19 protein-coding genes are annotated in these 19302 nt (G+C 73.7%); 10 read left to right on the top strand and 9 right to left on the bottom strand.

The window, feature by feature from the left end; genetic code table 11:
- The first annotated feature begins 12 nt into the window (after nt 1-12).
- The 3 genes from AB0K17_RS07265 to AB0K17_RS07255 are packed head-to-tail and all read left to right on the top strand — an operon-like array spanning nt 13 to nt 3417.
- Nucleotides 13-1008 carry an ATP-binding cassette domain-containing protein gene (locus AB0K17_RS07265; RefSeq protein ID WP_365982406.1) on the top strand — a complete coding sequence of 332 codons (996 nt, stop codon included), beginning with the start codon at nt 13-15 and terminating at the stop codon, nt 1006-1008.
- Nucleotides 1005-1859 (top strand): ABC transporter permease, encoded by an 855-nt coding sequence (locus AB0K17_RS07260; RefSeq protein WP_365982405.1) that lies wholly within the window; start codon nt 1005-1007, stop codon nt 1857-1859. Before AB0K17_RS07265 ends, AB0K17_RS07260 begins: the two co-directional genes overlap by 4 nt.
- A gap of 37 nt (nt 1860-1896) precedes the next feature.
- Entirely contained in the window at nt 1897-3417 is a 1521-nt protein-coding gene (locus tag AB0K17_RS07255) for an FAD-binding protein (protein WP_365982404.1), read from the top strand.
- A gap of 99 nt (nt 3418-3516) precedes the next feature.
- Here the strand turns inward: AB0K17_RS07255 and AB0K17_RS07250 are convergent, their stop codons facing one another.
- Nucleotides 3517-4746: a class I SAM-dependent methyltransferase gene (locus AB0K17_RS07250; protein WP_365982403.1), complete on the bottom strand. Its 1230-nt coding sequence runs from the start codon at nt 4744-4746 to the stop codon at nt 3517-3519.
- Nucleotides 4747-4928: 182 nt separating this feature from the next.
- Here AB0K17_RS07250 and AB0K17_RS07245 point away from each other — a divergent pair, with 182 nt between their 5' ends.
- From AB0K17_RS07245 to AB0K17_RS07235, 3 genes are read left to right on the top strand one after another with little or no spacing between them, the layout of a single operon-like run.
- Nucleotides 4929-6146, top strand: a complete 1218-nt coding sequence (locus AB0K17_RS07245) for an acyl-CoA dehydrogenase family protein (RefSeq protein ID WP_365982402.1) — start codon at nt 4929-4931, stop codon at nt 6144-6146.
- Between the two features lie 44 nt (nt 6147-6190).
- Nucleotides 6191-6811 carry a dTDP-4-dehydrorhamnose 3,5-epimerase family protein gene (locus tag AB0K17_RS07240; protein WP_365982401.1) on the top strand — a complete coding sequence of 207 codons (621 nt, stop codon included), beginning with the start codon at nt 6191-6193 and terminating at the stop codon, nt 6809-6811.
- Complete coding sequence (locus tag AB0K17_RS07235; protein ID WP_365982400.1) at nt 6808-7740, top strand: NAD(P)-dependent oxidoreductase; 933 nt, start codon at nt 6808-6810, stop codon at nt 7738-7740. The genes AB0K17_RS07240 and AB0K17_RS07235 overlap by 4 nt, the downstream gene beginning before the upstream one ends.
- A 44-nt stretch (nt 7741-7784) precedes the next feature.
- Here the strand turns inward: AB0K17_RS07235 and AB0K17_RS07230 are convergent, their stop codons facing one another.
- The 6 genes from AB0K17_RS07230 to AB0K17_RS07205 form a co-directional block, all read right to left on the bottom strand.
- Entirely contained in the window at nt 7785-8897 is a 1113-nt protein-coding gene (locus tag AB0K17_RS07230) for a DegT/DnrJ/EryC1/StrS family aminotransferase (RefSeq protein WP_365982399.1), read from the bottom strand.
- A gap of 9 nt (nt 8898-8906) precedes the next feature.
- Complete coding sequence (locus AB0K17_RS07225) at nt 8907-9722, bottom strand: AfsR/SARP family transcriptional regulator (protein WP_365982398.1); 816 nt, start codon at nt 9720-9722, stop codon at nt 8907-8909.
- 248 nt (nt 9723-9970) lie between these two features.
- Entirely contained in the window at nt 9971-11227 is a 1257-nt protein-coding gene (locus AB0K17_RS07220; RefSeq protein WP_365982397.1) for a cytochrome P450, read from the bottom strand.
- Entirely contained in the window at nt 11224-12048 is an 825-nt protein-coding gene (locus AB0K17_RS07215) for a VOC family protein (protein ID WP_365982396.1), read from the bottom strand. The genes AB0K17_RS07220 and AB0K17_RS07215 overlap by 4 nt, the downstream gene beginning before the upstream one ends.
- A gap of 25 nt (nt 12049-12073) precedes the next feature.
- The gene (locus AB0K17_RS07210) at nt 12074-12901 is read right to left on the bottom strand and encodes an SDR family NAD(P)-dependent oxidoreductase (protein WP_365982394.1); all 828 of its coding nucleotides are present in this window, start codon (nt 12899-12901) and stop codon (nt 12074-12076) included.
- Nucleotides 12898-13152 carry an acyl carrier protein gene (locus AB0K17_RS07205; RefSeq protein WP_365964565.1) on the bottom strand — a complete coding sequence of 85 codons (255 nt, stop codon included), beginning with the start codon at nt 13150-13152 and terminating at the stop codon, nt 12898-12900. The genes AB0K17_RS07210 and AB0K17_RS07205 overlap by 4 nt, the downstream gene beginning before the upstream one ends.
- Nucleotides 13153-13341: 189 nt before the next feature.
- Here AB0K17_RS07205 and AB0K17_RS07200 point away from each other — a divergent pair, with 189 nt between their 5' ends.
- Genes AB0K17_RS07200 through AB0K17_RS07185 form a run of 4 tightly spaced genes read left to right on the top strand, consistent with a single transcriptional unit; the run spans nt 13342 to nt 17385 of the window.
- Nucleotides 13342-13794: a nuclear transport factor 2 family protein gene (locus AB0K17_RS07200; RefSeq protein WP_365982393.1), complete on the top strand. Its 453-nt coding sequence runs from the start codon at nt 13342-13344 to the stop codon at nt 13792-13794.
- 1 nt (nt 13795) lies between these two features.
- Entirely contained in the window at nt 13796-15283 is a 1488-nt protein-coding gene (locus tag AB0K17_RS07195; protein WP_365982392.1) for an NDP-hexose 2,3-dehydratase family protein, read from the top strand.
- An 8-nt stretch (nt 15284-15291) separates the two neighbouring features.
- Nucleotides 15292-16620: an activator-dependent family glycosyltransferase gene (locus AB0K17_RS07190; protein WP_365982391.1), complete on the top strand. Its 1329-nt coding sequence runs from the start codon at nt 15292-15294 to the stop codon at nt 16618-16620.
- Nucleotides 16621-16629: 9 nt separating this feature from the next.
- The gene (locus tag AB0K17_RS07185) at nt 16630-17385 is read left to right on the top strand and encodes an SDR family oxidoreductase (RefSeq protein ID WP_365982390.1); all 756 of its coding nucleotides are present in this window, start codon (nt 16630-16632) and stop codon (nt 17383-17385) included.
- A 64-nt stretch (nt 17386-17449) separates the two neighbouring features.
- Here the strand turns inward: AB0K17_RS07185 and AB0K17_RS07180 are convergent, their stop codons facing one another.
- Complete coding sequence (locus tag AB0K17_RS07180; RefSeq protein ID WP_365982389.1) at nt 17450-18388, bottom strand: aromatase/cyclase; 939 nt, start codon at nt 18386-18388, stop codon at nt 17450-17452.
- 10 nt (nt 18389-18398) lie between these two features.
- Nucleotides 18399-19187 (bottom strand): SDR family NAD(P)-dependent oxidoreductase, encoded by a 789-nt coding sequence (locus tag AB0K17_RS07175; RefSeq protein WP_365982388.1) that lies wholly within the window; start codon nt 19185-19187, stop codon nt 18399-18401.
- Nucleotides 19188-19302 lie beyond the last annotated feature (115 nt).

Raw genomic sequence — 19302 nt, 5'->3', positions numbered from 1 at the left:
GGGGAGACTGCTGTGAACACGCGATCGGCATTGGCCATCGAAACCTCGGGCCTGCAGAAGGTGTTCGGCGGCACCAAGGCCGTCGACGGGCTCGACCTGCGGGTCCCGGCCGGAGTCGTCTACGGGGTGCTGGGGCCCAACGGCGCCGGCAAGTCCACGACGATCCGGATGCTGGCGACCCTGCTGCGCCCCGACGGCGGCAGCGTGCGGATCTTCGGTCACGACGCGCTGCGCGAGCCCGACGCGGTGCGCCGGCTGATCAGCGTCACCGGCCAGTACGCGTCGGTGGACGAGGGCCTGACGGGTGTGGAGAACCTCGTGATGATGGGCAGGCTGCAGGGCTACTCCTGGGACAGGGCCCGGCAGCGGGCCACCGAGCTCGTCGAGGTGTTCGGGCTGAGCGACGCCGGTGACCGCCTGCTGCGCACGTACTCCGGCGGCATGCGGCGGCGGCTGGACATCGCCGCGAGCATCGTCGTCACCCCGGACCTGCTGTTCCTGGACGAGCCGACCACAGGCCTGGACCCGCGCAGCCGCAATCAGGTCTGGGAGATCGTCAGGGCCCTGGTGGAGGCGGGCACGACCGTACTGCTGACCACGCAGTACCTCGACGAGGCCGACCACCTGGCCGACCGCATCGCGGTCGTCGACCACGGCCGGGTCATCGCCGAGGGCACCACCGCCGAGCTCAAGGCGTCCGTCGGCTCGGACGTACTGCGCCTGCGGCTGGAGGACGAGAAGTGGCGCCCCGAGGCGGAGGAGGTGCTCGCCCGGGAGCTGGGGGTGGGCGTCCTGCGCGGCTCCGACCCGCTGGACCTGACCGCGAGGGTCTCCGGCAGCCGTCAGGTCATGGAGGCGCTGGCCGCCCTGGCCCGCACGAAGGTCGAGGTGCGCGACTTCTCCCTGGGCCAGTCCAGCCTCGACGAGGTCTTCCTGTCCCTGACCGGCCACACGGCCGGTCAGGGCGGTTCCGACGAGCACAACCCCGGTGAGGAGAAGGCAGCATGACCACGTCCCCCCAGTACTCCGGCCCCCGGGAGGGCACAGGCGGCGGTGCGCTGCGCGCCGTGCTCTCCGCGGGCGAACGTCCCGCCCACACCACGGCGGTGGCCGCGACCGTCACCCACCTGTGGCGGGCGATCATGGCGTTCAAGCACTTCCCCGTGCAGCTCATCGACATCGTGCTGATGCCGCTGATCTTCCTGCTGATGTTCACCTACCTCTTCGGGGGCGCCTTCGCCAGCTCCACCGGCGACTACCTGCAGTTCTTCCTGCCGGGCGTGGCCGTGCAGAGCGTGATGATGATGACGGTCTACACGGGGACCTCGATCAACACCGACATCCACAAGGGGGTCTTCGACCGCTTCCGCACCCTGCCCTTCTGGCAGCCGGCCACCCTGGCCGGCAGCCTGCTGGGGGACGTGGTGCGCTACGTCCTGGCGCTGACGACGACCATCGCCCTGGGCCTGGCCATGGGCTTCCGGCCGGAGGGCGGCGTGCCGGGCGTGCTGCTGGCGATGCTCGTGCTGATCGTCTTCGCCTTCGCCGTCAGCTGGATCTTCGCGGCGCTCGGCGTGGTCGCCAGCGAGCCGGAGCGGGTCTCGGGCACCAGCATGATCGCCCTGTACCCACTGCTGTTCACCAGCAACATCTTCGTCGACCCGCACACCATGCCGGGCTGGATGCAGTCGGTGGTGAAGGCGAACCCCATCAGCCACGCCGCCACCGCCTCCCGCGAACTGATGCACGGCACCGCCGGGTTCTGGGACGTGGGCAAGGTCCTGCTCGGCGCCGTCCTGATCGTGGCCGTCTTCGGCCCGCTGACCATGCACCTGTACCGCAACAAGAACGCGCACTAGGAAGGGGCGTCGTCTCTTGACCGGCAGCATACGCACGATGCGAACGACCTGGCCGGACCCGGTGGTGGTGGACCGCGGCGATCCGCGCTACGCGGACCTGGCGGGCCGCGGCATCAACGCCCGGTTCAGCCCCTCCCCGGAGCGCATCCGGGTGGTGGCCACGACCGGGCAGACCCTGCGGGCGGTGCAGGACGCCGTCGACGGCGGCGAGCGCATCGCCGTGCGCAGCGGGGGCCACTGCTTCGAGTCCCTGGTCGACGATCCCGCGATCGAGACCGTACTGGACGTCTCCGAGATGAACTCCGTGTACTACGACCAGGAGTTCGGCGCCTTCTCCGTCGGCGCCGGCACGACGCTCGGCGCGATGTACCGCACCCTCTTCCTCGGCTACGGCGTGACCGTACCGGCCGGGCGCTGCCCGGGCGTCGGGGTCGGCGGGCACGTGGCGGGCGGTGGCGGCGGGGCGCTCTCGCGCCGCCACGGCCTGTCGGTGGACCACCTGTACGGCATCGAGGCCGTCGTGGCCGACGACTTCGGCCGGGTGCGGTCGGTGGTGGCGACGCGCGAGGAGTCCGACCCGCACCGCGACCTGTGGTGGGCGCACACCGGCGGCGGGGGCGGCGCCTTCGGGGTCGTCACCCGCTACCTGTTCCGTACCCCGGGGGCGGACGGGGCACCGGGCACCCTGCTGCCGGCGCCCCCGGCGGCCGTCCTGCGCCGCACGGCACGCTGGGACTGGGCGGACGTGGACGAGGCGGCGTTCATCCGGCTGGTGCGGAACTTCGGTGCGTGGCACGAGCGCAACGCGGGTGCCGACGGGCCGGGCGCCCTGCTCGACAACAGCCTGACGCTGCCCCGCACAGGGGGCGGGCCGATCAGCCTGGAGACGGCCACCGACGCCACCCGCCCGGGTGCGCAGGAGCTGACGGAGGCCTTCCTGGCCGAGGTCGGCCGGGGCGTGGCCGCCCGGCCGGAGGTGGAGACGACCACGACGCCGTGGCTGACCGCGGTGCTCACCCCGGACGAGTACGACGGGGTGAAGGGACGGTTCAAGTCCAAGGCCGCCTTCCTGCGCGCCGGTCCGTCCGCCGAGCAGGCGGCGCTGCTGCACCGGCGGCTGACCGACACCTCCGGCTACCACAACCCCGCTGCCGCGGTGTACCTGCTCTCGCACGGCGGTGCGATCAACCGCGTCGGGCCACGGGAGACGGCGACGGCGCACCGGGACGCGGTACTCAAGGCGTACTGGTCGGTGTTCTGGTGGGACGGGCGCGAGGACGCGACTCACCTGGAGTGGGTGCGCGGTTCCTACCGGGAGGTGTTCGCCGACGCCGGCGGTGTGCCGGACCCGGCCCGCGGCTACGGGGGCGCGTTCATCAACTACGCCGACGCCGACCTGGCCGATCCGCGGCTGGGGTGCGCGGACGTGCCGTGGCACCGGTTGTACTTCCGGGACAACTACGCGGAGCTGCAGCGGGCGAAGGCCCGCTGGGATCCGCGGGACGTCTTCCGGCACGCACTGTCGGTGCGGCTGCCGGACGGCGCTGCGGGGCGCTGAACGCCTGCGGGGCGCGGACCGGGTCTCCCCCGGTCCGCGCCCCGTGGCGTCGGCGCTTCGTACGGCCTTGTGGACGACCCGGATTCAAACGACCCGGATTCAGACGACCCGGAACTCCGGGACGTACAGGATCCAGCGCCCGCCGCGGTCGGTGAACTCCTTCTCCCGCACCCGGATCTCCTCGAAGTGGTTCCAGGCGAAGAGCACCGCGTAGTCGGGGTACGGGGGCCCGAGCTCGTCGGCGGAGCGGATGGGGATGTGCGAGCCGGGCAGCAGGCACCCGACCTTGGCGGGCGTCGTGTCGTGGACGAACGGCATCAGCTCCGGGCCGATGCGGGCGTAGTTGATCACGGTGGCGCTCTTGGCGGTGGCCCCGTAGCCGACGACGTAGAAGCCGCGGTCGTGCAGTTCGCGCAGGCGGGCGATCAAGTCGTCGCACACGCGCCGGATCCGGATGCCGAACTTCTCCAGCGTGCCGCGGTCGCCCAGACCGCCGAGGGCCTCCTCGGCGATGAGTTCGCCGACGCGCGCCGTGGGGCGGCGGGCGCCGGAGCGGGCGATGGTGTAGCGGACCTCGCCGCCGTGCACCGGCAGCCGCTCGACGTCCACCAGCTCGAAGCCGAAGCGGCGGGCCGCGGCCTGCACCGAGCGGGCGGTGAAGAGGTAGAAGTGCTCGTCGTAGATCTGGTCGAAGGTGTTGCGCGCCACGATGTCGCCCAGGTACGGGTCCTCGAAGACGAACACCCCGTTCTTCGCGAGCAGCGCGTCGACGCCGCGGAAGACCGAGTCCAGGTAGGGGATGTGGCAGATGGTGTTGGCGGCGTAGATCACGTCGGCGGGGCCGTGCTCGCCGGCGATCTCGCGGGCCGTGGCCTCCTCGAAGAAGGCGGTGCGCACCTGGATGCCCTTGGCCCGGGAGAGCTCCGCGACACCGCCGGAGGGCTCGACGCCCAGGTGCCGCACGCCCGCCTGCCGGACGACGTCGAGCATGACGCCGTCGTTGCTGCCGATCTCCACGCAGAACGGGTCCTCGCCGCTCAGCTCGCCGGCGAGCAGGCTGCGCGCGGTGTCCGCGAAGTGCTCGCGCATCCGCTGGGAGCCCGAGGAGTGGTACGGGTAGTCGTGGCGGAACATGCGGTCGCGCGGCACTTCCTCCAGCAGCTGCACCATCGTGCACGCGTCGCACATGCCGACCGCGAGCCGGAAGAAGAACTCCTCGTCCACCTGATCGGGCGAGGGGAAGAAGTCGGACAGCGGCTGGCGGCCGAAGTCGAAGAACTCGCGTACCCGGCCGCCGCAGATGCGGCACGTCGATTCGTGGGGTTCCATGATCCCTCCGGTCGCCCGTGATCCCTGTGGTCAGGGTTCCCCACAGCTCAGCGGCTCCGGCTCGAAGGGGGCCGGAAGGGCGGTGGTCCACGGCCGTCGTACCCGGTCTCCAGCGGCTCTCCACGCCGCCCGCGCAGCCTGGTCAGCGACGTTCGAACGGACCGGTCGCGACGGAGGCACCCATGCCCGAGGAATCCAGCCCCGCGGAATCGAGGACCTTTGCCGGCGGCGGACTGAGCAAGCCGGTGACCGAAGCCGGCCGGCGCCTGCTCGAGGTGCTGCAGCGCCACACCCCGGTCATCGCGGCGGAGTGCGCGGCCAACGACCGCACGGCCACCTTCCCCGTGCACCTCTTCGAGGGCCTGCGCAAGGACGGGGTGCTGGGCGCCACCGTGCCCGCCGGGCTGGGCGGGCTCGGGGTGAGCAGCATGCACGACGTCGCGCTGGCCCTGGCCGAGGTGGCCCGGGCGGACGCGGGGGTGGCGCTGGCGCTGCACATGCAGTTCAGCCGGGGCCTGACCCTGGACTTCGAGTGGCGGCACGGCGCGGAGCGGGCCCGGCCGCTGGCCGAGGGCCTGCTGCGGGCGATGGGCACGGGCGAGGCGGTGATCTGCGGCGCGGTCAAGGATACGGGCACCACCACCGTCCTGCGCCCGGACGACGCCGGCGGCCTGCGGCTGGACGGCCGCAAGACCCTGGTCAGCATGGCGCAGATCGCCACGCACTTCGTGGTCTCCGCCCGGTGGCGCGCCGAGGGCGAGCCGGAGCGGCTGGTCGCTCCCGTGGTCCCCCGCTCCGCCACCGGGCTGTCCGTGACGGACGACTGGGACGGGATGGGCATGCGCTCCTCCGGCACCGTGGACGTCGTCTTCGACGGGTGCCCGGTGCCGCAGGAGTCGGTGCTGCAACGCGGCCCGGCCGGCCGGCGCAACGACGCGGCGCTCGCCGGGCAGACGGTCAGCTCGATCGCCATGCTCGGCATCTACGTCGGCATCGCCGGTGCCGCGCGCGAGGTGGCCGTGGCGCAGGCGGCCCGGCGCGACGGCCCGGCGCCGGCGGCCGTGCGCGCCCTGGTGGCCGGGACCGGTGCCCGGCTGTACGGGCTGCGGCACGCCGTGGCGGCCGCGCTGCTGGAGGCGGACCGGCTCGCCGACGACCTCGGCGGCGACCTTCAGGCGCGCGGGCGGGCCATGATGACGCCGTTCCAGTACGCCAAGATGCTGGTGAACCGGGATGCCGTGGGCATCGTCGACGACTGCCTCACGCTCGTGGGCGGCATCGCCTACGCCAACTCCCACCCGCTGGCGCGGATGTACCGGGACGTACGGGCGGGCGGGTTCATGCACCCATACAACTTCGTCGACGGCGTGGACTACCTGAGCGACATCGCACTGGCCTGAGGCCACCGTGCGCCGGGCACACCCCACTGACCTGGAGGGACAGCATGAAGGCGCGTGCACTGGCCGTGGCGGGGGCGTTCACGTTCGTCCCCGAGACCTATCCCGACGACCGCGGCCTGTTCGTATCGCCGTTCCAGCACTCGGCGTTCGAGGCGGCCGTGGGCCACCCGCTCTTCCCCGTGCGGCAGACCAACCACAGCCATTCGCGCAGGGGCGTGCTGCGGGGCGTGCACTACACGCTCACCCCGCCGGGGACGGCCAAGTACGTCTACTGTGCCCGCGGCAGGTCGCTGGACTTCGTGGTGGACGTCCGCGTGGGCTCGCCCACCTACGGGCGCTGGGACAGCGTCGTGCTGGATCCGCGGGAGTTCCCGGCGATGTACTTCCCCGTCGGCGTCGGGCACGCCTTCCTGGCGCTGGAGGACGACACGGTGATGTCGTACATGCTCTCCGGCGAGTACGTCCCGGCGCACGAACTCGCCGTCTCGGCGCTGGATCCGGCACTCGGGCTGCGCCTGCCCGCGGGCGTCCGGCCGGTGTTCTCGGACCGGGACCGGGTGGCGCCCACCCTGGAGGAGGCCCGCGCCGCGGGCACCCTGCCGCAGTACGCGGCGAGCTGCGAGGCCGAGGCGGCCCTGTGGCCTGCGCAGGGCGGCCGGGCGTGAGCGCCGCAGGGCCCGGCCGGGTGGTGGTGCTGGGGGCGACCGGCAGCGTCGGGCGGCAGGTGTGCGCGGCCTACGCCGCGCAGGGCTGGCAGGTGCACGGCGTGGCCCGCCGCCCGGCCCCGCACGCCCGGGACCTGTCCTTCACCGCCCTGGACCTCGCGACCGCACCGGCCTGGCGCATCGCCGCCCTGCTGGCCGGGCCGCCGGCCGACGTGGTGGTCAACGCGGCGGGCGGCTGGGGGGACACCGAGGAGGCCATGCACCACTCCCATCTGCGCCTGGTGCACCGCCTGCTGGAGGCGCTGGCCCTGGTGGCGCACCGGCCACGGCTGGTGCACCTGGGGTCGGTGCACGAGTACGGCCCGGTGCCTGCGGGCACGCTGCTGCGCGAGGACGCCGAGCCGCACCCGGTCAGTGCGTACGCGCGGGTGAAGCTGGCGACGTCGCGGGCGGTGCTGGATGCGGCGCGGGAGGGTGCGGTGGACGCGGTGGTGTTGCGCGGGGCGAACATGACCGGCCCGTACCCGGCGTCCGAGAGCTTCCTGGCGGCACTGGCGGCCCGGCTGCGCACGGCCCTGGCGGACGGCGGGCGGATCGAGCTGAGCGTCGCGGACGCCCGGCGGGACTTCGTCGACGTCCGCGACGTCGCCGCCGCCGTGGTGCGGGCCGGGCGGGCGCCGGTGGGCGGGACGGTGGTCAACGTCGGGCGCGGGGAGGCCGTGCCGGTGGGCCGCCTGGTCGAGTGGCTCGTCGAGGCCGCCGCGTTCCCCCGCGACCGCATCGACCGCCGTGATGCGCCGGTGCACAGCAAGGGCGGGGACTGGACGCGACTGGACATCACCCGGGCCCGCCGGCTGCTGTCCTGGGCGCCGCGGGTGGACCTGCGCGATTCGGTGCACGCCATGTGGCGGGCCGGCGCCGGGATCTGACGGGGCCGACGGGCCCGCCGCGGGGGCCGCGGCGGGCCGGGGCGTCAGCCCGCGGCGATCACCTCGCGCAGCGCGCCGATGACCCTGTCCTGCTCGTCGGGGCGCAGCGAGGGGTACATCGGCAGCGAGAAGATCTCGCCGGCCAGCCGTTCGGTGACCGGCAGGGCGCCCTTGCCCACGCCCAGGTGGGCGAAGCCGGTCATGGTGTGGACGGGCCAGGGATAGCTGATGTTGAGGTGGATGTCGTAGGCGGTCAGGGCCTTGAGGATCCGGTCGCGGTCGGGGTGGCGGACGACGTGGACGTAGTACACGTGGTCGTTGCCCTCGGCCACCCGGGGCAGGACGAGGTCCGGCACGTCGCCCAGGCCCTGCCGGTAGCGCTCGGCGACGGCGCGGCGCCCGGCGATGTAGGCGTCCAGGCGGCGGAGCTTGCGGCGCAGGATCTCCGCCTGGACCTCGTCGAGCCTGCTGTTGTGGCCGGGGGTCTCGACGACGTAGTAGCGCTCCTGCATGCCGTAGTAGCGCAGCCGCCGCAGCCGGGCGTCGGTCTCCTCGTCGGCGGTGACGACGGCGCCGCCGTCGCCGTAGGCGCCGAGGACCTTGGTGGGGTAGAAGGAGAAGGCCGCCGCGCCGCCGAAGGTGCCCACCAGGCGGCCGTGCCGGCGGGCGCCGTGGGCCTGGGCGCAGTCCTCGAGCACCTTCAGGCCGTGCTCGGCGGCGAGTTCGAGGACGGGCGCCATGTCCACGCTCTGCCCGTAGAGGTGCACGGGCAGCAGGCAGCGGGTGCGCGGGGTGATGGCCGAGCGCAGTTGTGCGGTGTCCATGAGGTGGTCGTCCTCGCGGACGTCCACGAAGACGGGGGTGGCACCGACGGCGTCGATGGCCACCACGGTGGGAGCTGCCGTGTTGGAGACGGTGACGACCTCGTCGCCGGGGCCGACGCCGAGTGCGCGCAGGCCCAGGACGAGGGCGTTGGTGCCGTTGTCGACGCCGGTGCAGTACGGCAGGCCGTGGTAGGCGGCGAATTCGCGCTCGAATCCGGCGACGCTCTCGCCGAGGACGAGCCGGCCGGAGTCGAAAACGGTTTCCACCGCGTCGAGGATGTCGGCGCGTTCCGCACGATATTCGTCGAGGTATTGCCAGACGTACGTGGACATGGGACTCCCCTATACGCCCAGGCCGGCGGCCGTGGGTATTCCGGCGCCGACGGCATCGATTTCGGGATCCGCGCGCAGAATGGCGTGCTGCAGGTTCTGCAGCCGCGCGGAGGGCTCGACGCCGAGCTCCCGCACGAGGGTCCGGCGCAGTTTGATGAACGCCTCCAGGGCCTGGCTGGTGCGCCCGGAGCGGTGCAGCGCGACCATGAACAGGGCCCAGAGGTTCTCGTGCATGGGATGGCGGGCGGTCAGCGCCGACAGCTCCGGCAGCAGGCCGGCGTGCCGGCCGAGCCGCAGCTCGGTCTCCAGATGGGCCTCCAGCACGCCCAGCCGGCTCTCCTCGAGCCGGGCGACCTCCATCTCGATGCGCATGCCGGCGTGCACGTCGACCAGGGCGTCCCCGCGCCACAGGCCCAGGGCCCGGGCCTGCAGGGCGGAGGCGGCCTCGAGGTCGCCCTCCTCGGCGGCCTGCCTGCCGGCCTCGACGAGCCGTTCGTAGGCGTGGACGTCGGTGTTGGCCGGGTCGACGTCCAGGACGTAGCCGCCGTAGCAGGTGCGCAGCACATCCTTGGCGGGGCCGTTGTGGCTGGCGCCGAGCGCGACGGTGATGCCGCGGCGCACCTGCAGGATGTAGGTCTGCAGGGTGGTCAGCGCGCTCGCCGGGGGGCGGGTGCCCCACAGTTCCTCGATGAGGGCGGGCACTTTGACGACGGCCCCTGCGTGCAGGGCGAGCAGTGAGAAGACCTGGCGGGGTTTCCGGGCGATCGGGGTGACGAGTATGCCGTTCTCGTGGGCGACGAGCGGGCCCAACATGTCGATCTGCATGGCCGGTGCTCCTTTGTGGCGTCCCGGTGGGGCAGCCGCTGGAGAGTAATTGTCTTCCGGCGCGCCGGAGGCTAATATTCCGACGGCGTCTCCAACGCCTATATCTTTCCAGGGGAATTACCGGAGCGAAAGTGAGTCCGGCACTTCCCGGCATGAATTCCTCACGCGGGTCCGTGCATTGGTCACCGGTCCTGCGGGCATGCCGGGGACCGCTCACGGCGCGTGGCCTGCGAGCGGTCCCGGGCACCTCAGCGCAGCCAGGCGGGCAGCTCCGTGAGCCGGGCCGTCTGGGAACCCTCGCGGTGCCAGCGCAGCTCGTCGAAGGGGACGGCCAGGCGGGCGGCGGGGAAGTCGCGGCGCAGGACGCCGATCATCGTCCGCGACTCCAGCAGGGCGAGCTGCTCGCCGATGCAGTAGTGCGGGCCGTCGCCGAAGGTCATCCGGCGGCGGGAGGGGCGCTGCGGGTCCAGCGCGTGCGGGTCGGGGTGCAGGCGGGCGTCGGTGTTGATGCCCTCGATGTCCACGAGGACCGGTGCGCCGCGCGGCAGTTCGAGCCCGCCGAGCGTCACGTCGGTGGCCGCGAACCGCCACAGGGTGTAGGGCACGGGCGGGTGGTGGCGCAGGGTCTCGTCGACGAAGGCGGCCACCTCCTCGTCGCCGGCGTCCGCCGGCAGGTGTCCGGCGAGCACTTCGGCGAGCAGGAAGCCGAGGAAGGAGCCGGTGGTGTCGTGCCCGGCGAAGATCAGTCCCGTGACCATGTGCACGAGCTGCTCGTCGGTCACCGAGCCGAACTCGGCCACGGACCGCTCGTACAGGACCCTGGTCATGGTGTCCTCGGCACCGTCGCGGCGGGCCGCGCGCACCGCGTCCAGCAGCAGGTTCTCCAGCGCGCTGGAGTCGGCGGTCAGGGCCTCCTGCTCGTCGGCGGTGCCCAGGGCGACCGTCTTGAGGGCGCCGATCGCCTCGCGTGCGGTGACCGGGTCGGTGACGGGAACGCCGAGCAGGTCGCAGACGACCAGCAGCGGGAAGTGGAAGGCGAAGCCGCCGACGAGCTCGGCGGGCCGCCCGGAGCGTGCCGATTCCTCGGCGAGTGCGGTGAACAGGGCGCGGGCGATCGTCTCGATCCGGGTGGCCCGGGCGGCGAGGCGGCGCGGGTTGAAGGCGGGGGCGTGGATGCGGCGCAGCCGCCGGTGTTCCTCGCCGTCGACGGCGATGAGGGTGTACGGCCGCAGCTGCGGCACCGGCAGGTCGAGCCCGTCGTCCACGCCGTGCCAGGACTGCGGGGCCAGGCCGGGATCCTTGACGAACCGGGGGTCGGCGAGCACCTCGCGGGCCAGTTCGTCGTCGGTGACGACCCAGGCCGTGCCGCCGGCGGGGGCCCGGGCCGCGACGACGGGCCCGGCCGCGCGCAGGTCCTCGTGCACCGGCGGCTTCTCGCGCATCGGCATCATCGGGCAGGTGAAGGGGTCGGCCGCCACGCGGGGCGCGCCGCCGGTGTTGCTCATGACGTACGCCCCGCAGCGGCGGGGAAGCCCTCGGCCAGCTCGATGACGGTGAGGCCCGCGCCGTGCGGGTCGAGCAGGTCGGCCCGGCGCCCGCGCGGGGTGTCCGCGGGCGGGTTCTCGATGCTGCCGCCCAGTTCGGCGGCGCGCCGTGCGGTGGCGTCGCAGTCGTGCACGGCGACGGCCACGGCCCAGTGCGGCCGTACGGCACCGGTGACCCCCAGCCGGCGGGTGCCGGCCACGGGCGTGCCGTTCAGGTGCCAGACGGGGTCGGTGATGCCGGGCAGGCCGGCGTCCACGGGGGTCAGGCCCAGTGTGGCGGCGTAGAAGTCGCGGGCGGCGGCCACGCCGTCGGTGACCAGTTCGACCCAGCCGATGGCGCCGGGGACGCCCGTGGCCTCGGCGCCCTCCATGGCGCCCTTCTGCCAGACGGCGAAGGCGGCTCCTGCAGGGTCGGCGTAGACGGCCATGCGGCCCATGCCCAGCACGTCCATCGGGGACATGATGATCTCGCCACCGGCCGTCTCCACGCGCTTGGTCAGGGCGTCGGCGTCGTCGGTGGCGAAGTAGACGGTCCAGATGGCGGGCATGCCCTTGTGCCCGTCGGGCCCGTAGGGGCGGTGGTAGGGGGTGTCGATCTGGTGGTGGGCGACCGCCGCGACGAGCGCGCCGCCGGAGGTGAAGGTCGTGTAGCCGGCGGCACCCGGATCGCTGACGACGTCGGCGCTCCAGCCGAGCAGGCGGGTGTAGAAGTCGGCGGAGGCGGCCACGTCCGGGGAGCCGAGGTCGAACCATGCGGGGGTTCCGGGGGCATACCTGGTCACGAGTCGTTCCTTTCGCGGGAGGGGGTCATGCGGTGGCTGCCGCGCTCGCGTCCCACAGCTTCGCGGCGAGCGCGTCGTCGCCGGCCGGGCCGCCGACGGGGCGCAGCCGGCGGTTGGCGTAGTAGCCGCCGGGCACGAGGTCGCCGGCCGGTGCGCTCGCCAGCCACACGAGGGTGTCGGCGCCCTTGGCCGCGGAGCGCAGGAAGGGGTTGTAGCGGAAGTACGCGGAGGAGACCGTGCCGCGGCCGATGCGGGTGCGGACCTGGCCCGGGTGGTAGCTGACCGCCAGGACGTCGGGCCACCTGCGGGCGGCCTCGCGGGCGGTGAGGATGTTGGCCTGCTTGCTCGTCGCGTAGGCGCGTCCGGCGCCGTAGCGGTGGCGGTCGCCGCTGAGGTCGTCGGCGGCGATGCGGCCCTGGCGGTGGGCGTCGGAGGAGGTGAGGATCAGCCGGCCGCCGGCCAGCCGGTCGCGCAGCAGCCCGGCGAGCAGGAAGCCCGCCAGGTGGTTGACCTGCATGGTGGCCTCGAACCCGTCGGCGGTCACCGTGTGCGAGGCGTACATGGCGCCGGCGTTGGCGGCCAGCACGTCGATGCGCCCGTAGCGGGCCCGCAGCTCCTCGCCCAGCTCCCGCACCCGGCGCAGTTCGGTGAAGTCGGCGGCGTGGGCCTCCGGTTGCGGGCCGCCGGGCCGGGCGGCCCGGTGGGCCGTCTCCGCCAGGCGGGCCCGGTCGCGGCCCACGAGCACCAGCCGTGCGCCCAGGTCCGCCATGGCGAGGGCCGCCGCGCGGCCGATGCCGGAGGTGGCCCCGGTCACGACCACGGTGCGGCCCTCAAGATCGGCGGCGGCCGTCATACGGTCTCCCGGAGCCGGTCGTTGACGAACGCGACCAGGGCGCGCGGCGTGCGGATCTCCTCGAGCCCGTCCTCGGGCAGCTTGATGTCGTAGGTCCGCTCGATCCGGTTGACGACCTCCAGCAGGGCCAGGGAGTCGAAGCCCAGCTCCTCGAAGGTGACGCAGTCGTCCGCGGACGGTGCGGCCGCCTCCGCCTCACCGGTGCTCTGCCGCATGATCTCTTCCAGTTCGGTCAGGCTGAGCTCGGCCATTGCTGCGCCCCTTCGTGCCGTACCTGCCAGTGGTCGGCGGCCGGCGTGGCGGCCGCACCGGACCACCGTGCGCCGGGGGTCTGTAGCCGGGCTGGAGGCGCGTTGGTGGTGGCCTGGTCCGCTGCTTCTCGAGGCGCACGGGTCACGGTGGGAGACCCGATGGGCTCACACGTGCGAAAGGACACCGGCATGACGGACGCGTTCGCGGGGACCGGTGCGGTGGCCGACACCGCCGGCACCGCCCTGTACCAGCAAGTGCAGCACTTCTACGCGCAGCAGATGCAGCTGCTGGACGACGGGCACGCCGAGGAATGGGCGCGCACCTTCACCGACGACGGGGTCTTCGAGGTCGGCGGGGAGGCGGTGCGCGGCGCCGCGGACATCGCCGTCGCCGCCCGCCGTACGACCGACAAGTTCGCCGCGGACGGCATCCAGCGCCGGCACTGGACGGGCATGCTGACCGTCTCCGGCACCGCCGGCGGGGACGAGGTGACGGCGCGGTGCTACGCGGTGGTGCTGGAGACACCGGCCGGCGGCGACCCGGTGGTGCGCCGCAGCACGGTGTGCGCCGACACGCTCGTGCGCACCGGCGGGCGGTGGCAGGTGCGCCACCGCCGCGTCACCCGCGACGGGCTGGACTGAGGTGCCCGCCACCCCGGCACCGCGGCTGCGCCCGCCCGCCGGCGACACGGTCGCCGCCGAACTCGCCCGCTCGGCCCTGGCACCGGACGGCACGGGCGGCGGTGCGCAGCGCTTCCGGTCCTGGTTCGCCGAGCGCCTGCGGCACGTCGCCCACCGCACCGAGCGGATCCCGCTGGAGGCGCTCGCGGGGTGGCACACCGAGCCGGGCACCGGGAACGTCGTCCACGACACGGGCCGCTTCTTCAGCGTCGAGGGCCTCGACGTGCACGTGCCCGGAGCCCCGGTGGAGCGCTGGTCCCAGCCGATCCTGTGCCAGCCCGAGGTGGGCATCCTCGGCATCCTGGCCAAGGAGTTCGACGGCGTCCTGCACTTCCTGATGCAGGCGAAGTTCGAGCCCGGCAACGCGGGCGGCCTGCAGCTGTCGCCCACCGTGCAGGCGACCCGCAGCAACTACACCCGGGTGCACGGCGGCAGGTCCGTACGGTATGTGGAGTACTTCCGCGACACCGCCGGGCACCAGGTGATCGCGGACGTCCTGCAGTCCGAACAGGGCGCCTGGTTCTACCGCAAGCGCAACCGCAACATGGTCGTCAAGGTGCGCGGCGAGGTGCCGCTCGCGGACGACTTCCACTGGCTGACCCTGGGCCAGCTGCACCGGCTGCTGGAGCAGGAGAACCTCGTCAACATGGATGCGCGCACGGTGCTCGCCTGCCTGCCGTTCGCCGCGCACGGGCCGCACCCGCTCGCCCGGCTCGGCCCGGCCGGCCCCGGCGACTTCCCCACGGCGGTCGTACGCTCGCTCAGCGCGGCCGAGGGCAGCGCGCACTCCACGACGGACCTCGTCGGCTGGATCACCGGGCTGCGCGCCCGCACGGAGGTGCACACCCGGCGCGCGCCCCTGGACGGCCTGCCGCACTGGCACCGCCGGGACGGCGTCGTCTCGCACGACAGCGGCCGGTTCTTCGACGTCGTGGGCGTCGACGTGACCGCCGGCTCCCGCGAGGTGGCCGGCTGGACCCAGCCCATGATCGAGCCGCGGGGGCGGGGCGTCGCCGCGTTCGTGGTGCGGCGCATCGACGGCGTGCTGCACGTCCTGGCCCACGCCCGCGTCGAGCCGGGCTACGTCGACGTCGTGGAGCTCGCCCCCACCGTCCAGTGCACGCCACAGAGCCTGGACGCGCTGCCGCCCGGGGCCCGGCCGCGCCTGCTGAGCGCCGTCCTCGACGCCGCACCCGGGCAGGTGCGCTTCGCCGCCGACCTGTCGGAGGAGGGCGGACGCTTCCTGCACGCCGTCAACCGCTACCTCGTCGTCGAGACGGAGGACGGCGAGGACGGCGTCACGGAGGGCGAGCACCACCGATGGATGACCCTCCACCAGCTCGGCGGACTGCTGCAGCACAGCCACTACGTCAACGTCCAGGCCCGCACGCTCGTCGCCTGCCTGCACGGCCTGGCCGTGCCGGCGGCCCTCCCCGCCGGCGGAAGGTGAGTCCTTTCATGCGCGTCCTGTTCACCACCATGGCCGCCCGCAGCCATTTCTTCGCCCAGGTCACCGTGGCCTCGGCGCTGCGCACCGCGGGCCACGACGTCGTCGTCGCCAGCCAGCCCGACCTGATCGCGGACGTCACCGGCGCCGGCCTGACCGCGGTGGCGGTCGGCCCGGCCCTCGACCTCGAGCCCGAGACCCAGCGCGCCAACGACGACTTCGAGGGCGACCGCAACCTCGGCGGCCTGGCCATGAGCAACACCCGCCACGACCCCTACCCCTGGGAGCAGGCCCTGGGGATGTTCACCGCCATGACGGCCATGGTGTTCCAGAACGTCTGCCCCGAGCCCATGGTCGACGACCTGGTCGCCTTCGCCGCCGACTGGCGCCCGGACCTGGTGGTGTGGGACCCGCTCACCCTGGCCGGGCCCGTCGCGGCACACCTGACCGGGGCCGCCCACGCCCGGCTGCTGTTCGGCCCCGACCAGGTGGCCCGCAACCGCACGGCCTTCCGGGCCCTGCTCGGGCAACGGCCGCCGGAGCTGCGCGACGACCCGCTGGCCGAGTGGCTCGGCTGGACGCTGGAGCGCTGCGGCGGCAGCGCGGCGGACGTGAGCGAGGAACTCGTCCTCGGCCAGTGGACGATCGACCCGACCCCCACCTCGATGCGGGCCCCGCTGGACCTGACGTACGTCCCCGTGCGGTATGTGCCGTACAACGGCCCGTCCCGGCTGCCGGACTGGCTGTACGAGCCGCCGCGCCAGGGCCGGCGGCTGTGCCTGACGCTCGGGGTCTCGCTGGGCGAGGCCGCGGGGGCGGGCACGGTCGCCGCCCGCGACGTGCTCGCGGCCGTCGACGGCCTGGACGCCGAGGTGGTGGCCACCCTCTCCCCCGCCCTGCGCGCGGAGCTGGGGACGCTGCCGAAGAACGTGCGGGCGGTGGACTTCGTCCCGCTGGACGCACTGCTGCCCACCTGCAGCGGCATCGTGCACCACGGCGGGTCGGGCACCTTCATGACCGCCCTGGCGCACGCGGTGCCGCAGCTGATCGTGCCGGACATGATGTGGGACGCGATGGAGAAGTCGCTCTCCCTCGCCCGCAGCGGCGCCGGCCTCCACGCCGGCCCCGACGGCCTGTCGCCCCGGGTGCTGCGCAGCCGGATCACCGCGCTGCTGGACGACGAGTCCTTCGCCGCCGGGGCCCGGCGGGTGCGGGCGGAGATGCTCTCCACGCCCGCTCCCAACGACATCGTGCCCGTGCTCGAGCGGCTCACCGCCCTGCACCGCTGCGGCCCGACGGCCGCGGGGAACCTCAAGCGGAGCTCCACCGCGGGCTCCTAGCGTCGGCCCATGGAGAACACCAAGCGATCCGTGATCGTCACCGGAGGCGGTTCGGGCATCGGCCGTGCCCTCGCCCACGCCTTCGCGGACGCGGGCGACGAGGTCCTGGTCGTGGGGCGGACGGCCGGGGCGCTGGCCGGCACCGCCGAGGGCCGCCCCGCCATCCGTACGCTGACCCTGGACATCACCGCACCGGACGCGCCCGCGGTACTGGCCGGGGCCGTGAAGCAGGACCTGGGCGGCCGGGTGGACGTCCTGGTGAACAACGCGGCCGTCGCGGCCTTCGGGGAGCTGGGGCGGCTGGACGCGGACCGGGTCCGCGACCAGGTCGCCACCAACCTCGTCGCCCCGCTGCTGCTCACCCAGGCCCTGCTCGGCCCGCTCGAGGAGGCCGCCGGCGTGGTGGTCAACGTCTCCTCGGCCGGCGCCCTCGGCCGGCGCGCCTGGCCCGGCAACGCCGTGTACGGGGCGACGAAGGCGGGCCTGGACCTGCTGACGCGCTCGTGGGCGGTGGAGCTGGGCCCGCTGGGCATCCGCGTCGTCGGCCTCGCGCCCGGCGTCGTCGACACCGGCGCCGGGGTGCGGGCGGGGATGTCGCAGGAGGACTACGCCGGCTTCCTGTCCGCAACCGGTCCGCGCGTGCCGCTGCGCCGCGTGGGGCGGCCGGAGGAGGTCGCCTGGTGGGTGCTGCGGCTGGCCGAGCCGCAGGCGGGTTACGTCAGCGGGGCCGTGCTGGCCCTCGACGGCGGCCTGTCACTGACGTAGGCGTACGCCACCGGCGGGGTACCCGTGGTCTGCGGGTGCCCCGCCGGTGGCCCTCGCGCAGGCGTCAGACGCGGGACTGCGCGTACTCCTTGGCCGCGTTCAGCGTCAGCAGGCTGTTGCGGCCGAGGGCACCGCGCACGAACTCCAGGGCCTCCTGCTCGCCCGCCCCCTCGCCGAGGACGGCGGGGATCACGGAGCGCACGACGGCGATGGTGTGCGCCGAGGTGACGGCGAGCGCACCGCCCTCGTCCCGCAGCGTCCAGGTGCCCAGGTGCAGCGACAGCAGGGGCGGGGTGCGCAGCTGCTTGTAGACGATGCGCTCCTCGGGGAAGCAGACCCGCGCCGAGACGGTGGTGTGCACCGAGCCGTCCGGGGTGCGGGTGTCCATCTCCATGTGCTGCAGGCCGGGTTCGTCCTCGGTGACCTCGATGCGGGCGACGTGGGCGAGGCGCTCGGCCCACAGGCTGCTGCGATAAAGGAAGTCGTAGACGTCCCCGGCCTTCCCCTCGATGCGGACGGTGTCCTCGAAGGTGAAGGGTGCTCCGGCGTCGGGCCGTTCGACGGCGGTGCGCAGGGCTTCGAGCTCGGCGCGGCTGTTGCGGTCGACGGCCCGGTGGATCCACTGGAGGGTCTGCGTGGTGTCGTCGGCGGCCCGGAAGTCGTGGGTGAGCCGTACCCGGGTACGGCCGGGCCCGTCCTCCTCGACGATCCACTCCCCGCCCATGGCGGCGACCGGGTGGGCGGAGACCTCCTGCCGGAAGCGGATCCGGCGGCCGCGCTCGTCGAGTTCGCGCCGGGAGGTCCAGCCGCGCAGGGCGCCGTTGGCGGTGGCCCAGATGCGCAGGCGCTCGGTGCTGCCGGTCCGTTCGATGCGCTCGACGTGCACGGTGGGCGGGAAGACGGCCGGCCAGGCCGGGGCGTCGGCGAGGGCGGCGAAGACGGCGTCCGGCGCGGCCGCGGTGACGATCTCGTGTGCGGTTTCCTGGAGGGCTGACTCCGGCATGGGGCTCTCCTCAGTAGGTGCCGAGTCCGCCGCAGACGTTGATCGCCTGCGCGGTGACGGAGGCGGCGGCGTCGGAGACGAGGTGGTCGACCATCGCGGCGACCTCCTCGGGCGTGGAGTAGCGGCCCAGCGGGATCTTCGCCTGGAACCTCTCGAGGACCTCGTCCTCGGTGACGCCCCAGAAGGCGGCGTAGCGCTGGCGCACCCCCACGGCCATGGGGGTCTCGACGTAGCCGGGGCACACGGCGTTGACGGTGATGCCGCTCTTGGCCAGTTCCAGGCCGAGGGCCTTGGTCAGGCCGACGAGGCCGTGTTTGGAGGCGGAGTACGGCGCGCCGAGGACGACGCCCTGCTTGCCCCCGGTGGAGGCGATGTTGACGATGCGTCCCCGGCCGGCCTGCTGCATGCCTCCGTCGGCGAGGACGGCCCGGGTGACGCGGAAGGCGCCGTTGAGGTTGGTGTCGACGACGTCCAGCCACACCTCGTCGGGAATCTCGGCGGTCACCCCGCCGCCGCCGCGGCCCGCGTTGTTGACGAGGATGCCGATCGGTCCGAAGCGCTCGCGGGCGGCGCGCACCAGGTTTGCGGTGTCCTCCGTGCTGCGGACGTCGCACCGTGCGCCGTCCACGTCCAGCCCCGCTTCCCGCAGTTCCTTCACGGTCCGCGCGACGGCGCCCTCGTCCCGGGCGCACAGGAACACCCGTGCGCCGCCCCGGGCGAGCGAGCGCGTCACGGCAAGACCTATGCCGCTGGTTCCCCCGGTGACGAGTGCGACCCGGCGGTCGGCTGCCTCGGACATGGCTCTCCCTTCGACGGAGCACCACCATCGCGCCGCCGCCTCGAGGGCCGCTGGTCGATCCGCTCTCCACCGGTGCCCGAGGCGGCGCACCCAGCCTCGATGCCGGAGGTCCAGC

This window comes from Streptomyces sp. NPDC049585, from assembly GCF_040675615.1.
Lineage (GTDB): Bacteria > Actinomycetota > Actinomycetes > Streptomycetales > Streptomycetaceae > Streptomyces > Streptomyces luteosporeus.
Note: the sequence above shows the minus strand (reverse complement) of the source record. Positions and strands in the feature narration are given on the sequence as shown.